This window comes from Mycobacterium sp. (genome assembly GCF_049673265.1).
In the GTDB taxonomy this organism is placed as follows: domain Bacteria; phylum Actinomycetota; class Actinomycetes; order Mycobacteriales; family Mycobacteriaceae; genus Mycobacterium.
Genome location: NZ_JBATXN010000311.1, coordinates 1 through 4,304 on the forward strand (window position 1 = coordinate 1; position 4,304 = coordinate 4,304).

The window sequence follows — 4,304 nt, forward strand, 5'->3', positions numbered from 1 at the left end:
CGCAGATCGTGAGCATATTGCGTCTGATGCGACGCCTAGCGTAGGCAACATCAATAGTTTCGCCCAATCTCCGGCGAGAAGATTGGCTCTTGTGTGATTTTGCTGTGAGCTCGAACCTGCGCGTGCTCACCACTTTCAACGAACCCCCGGCGGCCGTAACTACGAAGTGGCTGCCCGAACTCCGGTGCCGGTGTATTTTCGTACGCACAGACGGCCACTGGCGGCAGAACGGGGTTCTCAATGCTTGGCAGCGCTCTTCGAGGTCTCCGAAATACTGCACTTGCCTTATTTTTCGTTGCCGCCAGCCCATTCGGCGCACCGGCGGCGGCGGCGCCGCCAGGGGCGCCATGTGCCAGTAGCGAGGTGGGAACGGTTGTCCCGGGAGGCGATGGCTCCACCGCCGGCTATTCGTTATGCACGGGTGCCGGGTGGGTTCACTTCGACGGGCCTATCTACACGAAGGGCGATTGCGCCCACCTGGGTACCGTTGGTCCCAACGACGACGGGACTTACACAATCTGCACCAACCAAGGCTGGCTCGATGTCAATCGTTCTGTGTGCAATGACTTCCCCGGAGTGTTTAACTGCGGCTGAAGCCGTGCCGGGATGGCGGATGGGGTGAACGCAGAATGCACGGCGGCCTGCGAATGACACTGCGGATTTCGGCCTCATCGTTCAGAAATTACCCATGCAGGCATTACGCTGGGTTGATCTCGGAGACGGACCGGCGTGCGCGTTGCAGGCATCCCCGATTCGTGCCATGTCGGAAGGTAGCGGAGAGCCACGCTAGCGCAACCGCACCGGTTGGCTCGGGATGCGACCTCTGACGAGCCGCGGTCCAGCGGGCCGCGGTGAGCTCGCCCGAGAGCAGTTGGTGAGGTGTGTCATCCCTGGTTGCGAGGGCGCATGCCGAACGCGAGCCCCCCGCAAAGAACCGCGAGGCCAAACATGAACCAAGGCGCACCCGCGGGCAGGTCGCTCGGGTGGCTTACCCACATCCCCACCGCTATCACCCGCTGGCCAACACCAACAGCAGCCGCTCCCGGCCGCGATGTTGCAGCCAGTAGCCCACTTCCCTGTCGACCCAATAGGACTCGCCCGCCGTCGGCGACAGCACCACGACCAAAAAGCGCGAACTGTCCAGCGCCTCAGTGATCTTGTGCCACAGATCAGGGCTGACTTCCAGATTGGTGTCGTCGCGAAACACCCGCAGTGCACGTAACTGGCCCAGACGGCGGCCGATCTGATGCAGGCCCTTCTGAATCCCCGCAGCCACCGGGCGATCCCGATGCGTATACGACAAAAACGCGTCGTACGCCAGCGGCCGGTCTATCCCATTGGCCGCAGTATCCTCCGTCTGGGTCGCGTCTGACATCACAGCGCTCTCACGAAAAGTCGTCGGGGTGGCCAGCACAGTGTGGCACTTAGCAGCCCCATCTGAGTACCAACCCAAGCATCGCGCGGGTTCCGCCGGGCTGTCCCTGGTGCGGGCGGAGGCCGACTAGGCTCACCATCTGATTGGCCTTCTCAGCCGCCTGGTGGGCCACCGCGCCGCCGAACAACGGTGTATGACGACGGACAGCGGCATTCCCCCGTCGTCGTTAACCGCTCAGAGAAAAGTGCATAACACAGTCGAAACTCAAGGGATCTAATATGGCACGGGCCGTGGCAGTATCCCGTGGAAGCGCCACCAACTCGCGTGTGCCGCAAGATAATTGACGCGCGAGAGCGCCTTATCGAGGAAGCGTCCTGCTACTCGCCGGCGCCGAAGTTGCGACGAAGCGTCTCCCCGTTGGGCTTTCCGCCCAACGCGGCAGATATCTGATCCCAGGACCAGTCGGCGGCACGGGCCTCCCGCACGGCCAACTCGATAGCCTTTTGCGCGATGCGCCTGGCGTCGCTGGCGGCTTCGATCAGCTCTTCAACAGATGTCGTCATACCACAAAATCATGGCAGATTTCATGCCACGATTCAAGGCGGACCGGCTGGGCCTCAGGTTTCCCGGTATGCCGGCGCGGGAAGCCCAAGCTCGGAATGCGCACGGACCGGCTCGGCGTGGCGGCACCGGTCGTAAGCTGCGACTTAGCAAGTAGGACAACGACGAAGTGCGGCGCATGGATCGACCCGGTCATTTTCTGCGGCGAACCTCCCGACGTACGTTCCGCGACCGTCGGGAAGCTGGCTATGTGCTGGCTGAGGAGTTGGGGGCCTACCACGACAGGGCCGGGCTACTGGTCCTCGGGCTGGCCCGCGGCGGCGTTCCGGTCGCCTGGGAGGTCGCCGCGGCCCTGCACGCGGAGTTGGACGTGTTCCTGGTGCGAAAGCTGGGCGTGCCGGGGTGGTCGGAACTGGCGATGGGTGCGCTGGCCAGCGGCGGGGGCGTCGTCATGAACGACAATGTGGTGTCGAATCTTCGCATCAGCGACGAGCAGGTGCGCGAGGTCATCGACCGCGAAACGATCGAGCTCGACCGCCGGGAGCGTGCGTATCGGGGCGGACGGCCCGTCGCCGATCCGCGCGGCAAGACGGTGATTTTGGTCGATGACGGTATCGCCACCGGCGCGAGCATGCTGGCGGGGCTGCGCGCGCTGCGCGCCAACAACCCGGAATCGATAGTCGTCGCTGTGCCGGTGGGGCCGCAATCAGCTTGCGAGGAGCTGGCGCGGGAAGCTGACGAGGTCGTATGCGCGACCATGCCAACCGATTTCGAGGCGGTCGGACAAGTTTTCGCCGACTTCCATCAAGTCACCGATGACGAGGTCCGCGAGCTGCTCGCTACACCGCCTTCAGCCGTGGAGCCCTAGCGGGTGTTGTGGTCGTCGCTGACGCTATCTGCCGCGTCCGCTTCCGATTCCGGCTCCTCGGGTGTGGACGCGTCGTCGCGCTCGTCGACGGTGTCCTCGGGGTAGTCGGCGGCCGCTTCGGCGCCCGGCTCATGGTCCTCGGCCGGACCGGATGATTTGGTGGGCGAACCGGCCTCGCGTCGCTGACGCTCCCTTAGCGCGTCGACGATGAGCAGCACCACGCCCAACACGCTGGCACCGATGCAAACCCAGGCCACCAGCTCATTGCTGGTGACAACCGCGAACACCAACGCGGCAAGGCCTATTACCGCTAGGACCAGCGCAATTATCAGCATCGGTAAACCTCTCCAGCCGAAGGGGCAGCATCGCCGCCACTGCAGGATAGCGGCGGCCAGTCATGGACTGTCGCAGCCCTTGGCCGAGTTAGTTATTACCTCGATTGAACTGGTTAAACGCGGCGGCATCATTGGTGGCGCTGGAGTCGACCGGCGCCGCCGATCCGCGCTGGCCAAGCTCTTCGAGCTGGGACTCCAGATATGTCTTCAGCCGGGTGCGGTATTCGCGTTCAAACGTGCGCAGCTGCTCAAGGCGACCCTCGAGCACCGTGCGCTGCTGGTTGATCGTGCCCATGATCTCGGAGTGCTTGCGCTCGGCATCGGCTTGCAACGCATCGGCCTTCTCCTGGGCCTGACGTAGCTGAGTCTCGGAGCGCGTTTGCGCATCGGCCAGCATCGCGTCGGCGCGCTGCCGGGCATCGGCGACGGTGGTCTCCGCCTCACGACGCGCATCGCTGACGATCTGGTCGGCATTGGTTCGGGCGTCTGCCAGCAGCTTGTCCGACTCCGCCTTGGCCGTGCCGGTCAGCCGGTCGGCAGTGTCTTGGGCCAGGCTGAGCACCCGAGCCGCCTTCAACGCCTGCTCTTCAGTCGTCCCACCGGCCGCAGGCTGGGGGGCCGGCTGCGGGGTGGGCTGCGGTGGCTTGACGGGCTCGGGCTCGGGCTCGCGCAGCGGAATGGCTTGGGTGGCTTGGGTACTCGTGCCTCCGCCGGACCGGGCACCGGCCAGCTCCTGGTCCAGCTCGTTGACGCGCTGACGCAGGTCGGAGTTCTCCTCGATGAGCCGGGTCAGCTCATTTTCCACGAGGTCGAGGAAGGCGTCGACCTCGTCTTCGTTGTAACCACGCTTGCCGATCGGCGGCTTACTGAACGCCACATTGTGGACGTCTGCGGGTGTCAGCGGCATTCTTAGCCCCCTTGAGTGTGGACGGTCAAACCGACCAGGAAAGTGTAAGTCGGGATGAACGTTGTGGTAGCCATACTGCAACTGCCGCCCATCCTGTCACACCAGACCCGCCGGTTGCCGAATCGCCCGATAAATAAGACCGAATTTCAAAGATTAAGAGCTGAAAAATCGGCGGCGTAAGCCAACGAAATGCGGCCCGGCAAACCCTCCAAGGCCCGCAGCTGACCGCAGCAGTGGGGTGCGTCGCGGCGTCAGGCC

The 4,304-nt window shown here is 64.1% G+C and carries 4 protein-coding genes and 1 pseudogene; 1 reads left to right on the forward strand and 4 read right to left on the reverse strand.

Going from position 1 to position 4,304, the window contains the following annotated elements; translation table 11 throughout:
• Nucleotides 1-1,009: 1,009 nt before the first annotated feature.
• The gene (locus WBF82_RS11070; RefSeq protein WP_424383083.1) at nucleotides 1,010-1,375 is read right to left on the reverse strand and encodes a toll/interleukin-1 receptor domain-containing protein; all 366 of its coding nucleotides are present in this window, start codon (nucleotides 1,373-1,375) and stop codon (nucleotides 1,010-1,012) included.
• A 377-nt stretch (nucleotides 1,376-1,752) separates the two neighbouring features.
• A complete protein-coding gene (locus WBF82_RS11075) occupies nucleotides 1,753-1,938 on the reverse strand; it encodes a hypothetical protein (RefSeq protein WP_424383084.1) in 186 nt (61 codons plus the stop codon).
• A 164-nt stretch (nucleotides 1,939-2,102) separates the two neighbouring features.
• On the opposite strand from WBF82_RS11075, the pseudogene WBF82_RS11080 reads away from it, so the two are divergent.
• Nucleotides 2,103-2,804 (forward strand): annotated as a pseudogene (locus WBF82_RS11080) (phosphoribosyltransferase); the annotation flags it as partial.
• Here the strand turns inward: WBF82_RS11080 and WBF82_RS11085 are convergent.
• Together WBF82_RS11085 and WBF82_RS11090 are read right to left on the reverse strand one after the other, a co-directional pair.
• Entirely contained in the window at nucleotides 2,801-3,139 is a 339-nt protein-coding gene (locus WBF82_RS11085) for a hypothetical protein (protein WP_424383085.1), read from the reverse strand. The pseudogene WBF82_RS11080 and the gene WBF82_RS11085 sit on opposite strands and share 4 nt — an antisense overlap.
• A gap of 88 nt (nucleotides 3,140-3,227) precedes the next feature.
• Nucleotides 3,228-4,046, reverse strand: a complete 819-nt coding sequence (locus WBF82_RS11090) for a DivIVA domain-containing protein (RefSeq protein ID WP_424383086.1) — start codon at nucleotides 4,044-4,046, stop codon at nucleotides 3,228-3,230.
• Between the last annotated feature and the right edge of the window lie 258 nt (nucleotides 4,047-4,304).

Coding starts and splice junctions, on each gene's coding strand:
- WBF82_RS11070 (WP_424383083.1), bottom strand. CDS start 1,375: ATGTCAGACGCGACCCAGACGGAGGATACTGCGGCCAATGGGATAGAC.
- WBF82_RS11075 (WP_424383084.1), bottom strand. CDS start 1,938: ATGACGACATCTGTTGAAGAGCTGATCGAAGCCGCCAGCGACGCCAGG.
- WBF82_RS11085 (WP_424383085.1), bottom strand. CDS start 3,139: ATGCTGATAATTGCGCTGGTCCTAGCGGTAATAGGCCTTGCCGCGTTG.
- WBF82_RS11090 (WP_424383086.1), bottom strand. CDS start 4,046: ATGCCGCTGACACCCGCAGACGTCCACAATGTGGCGTTCAGTAAGCCG.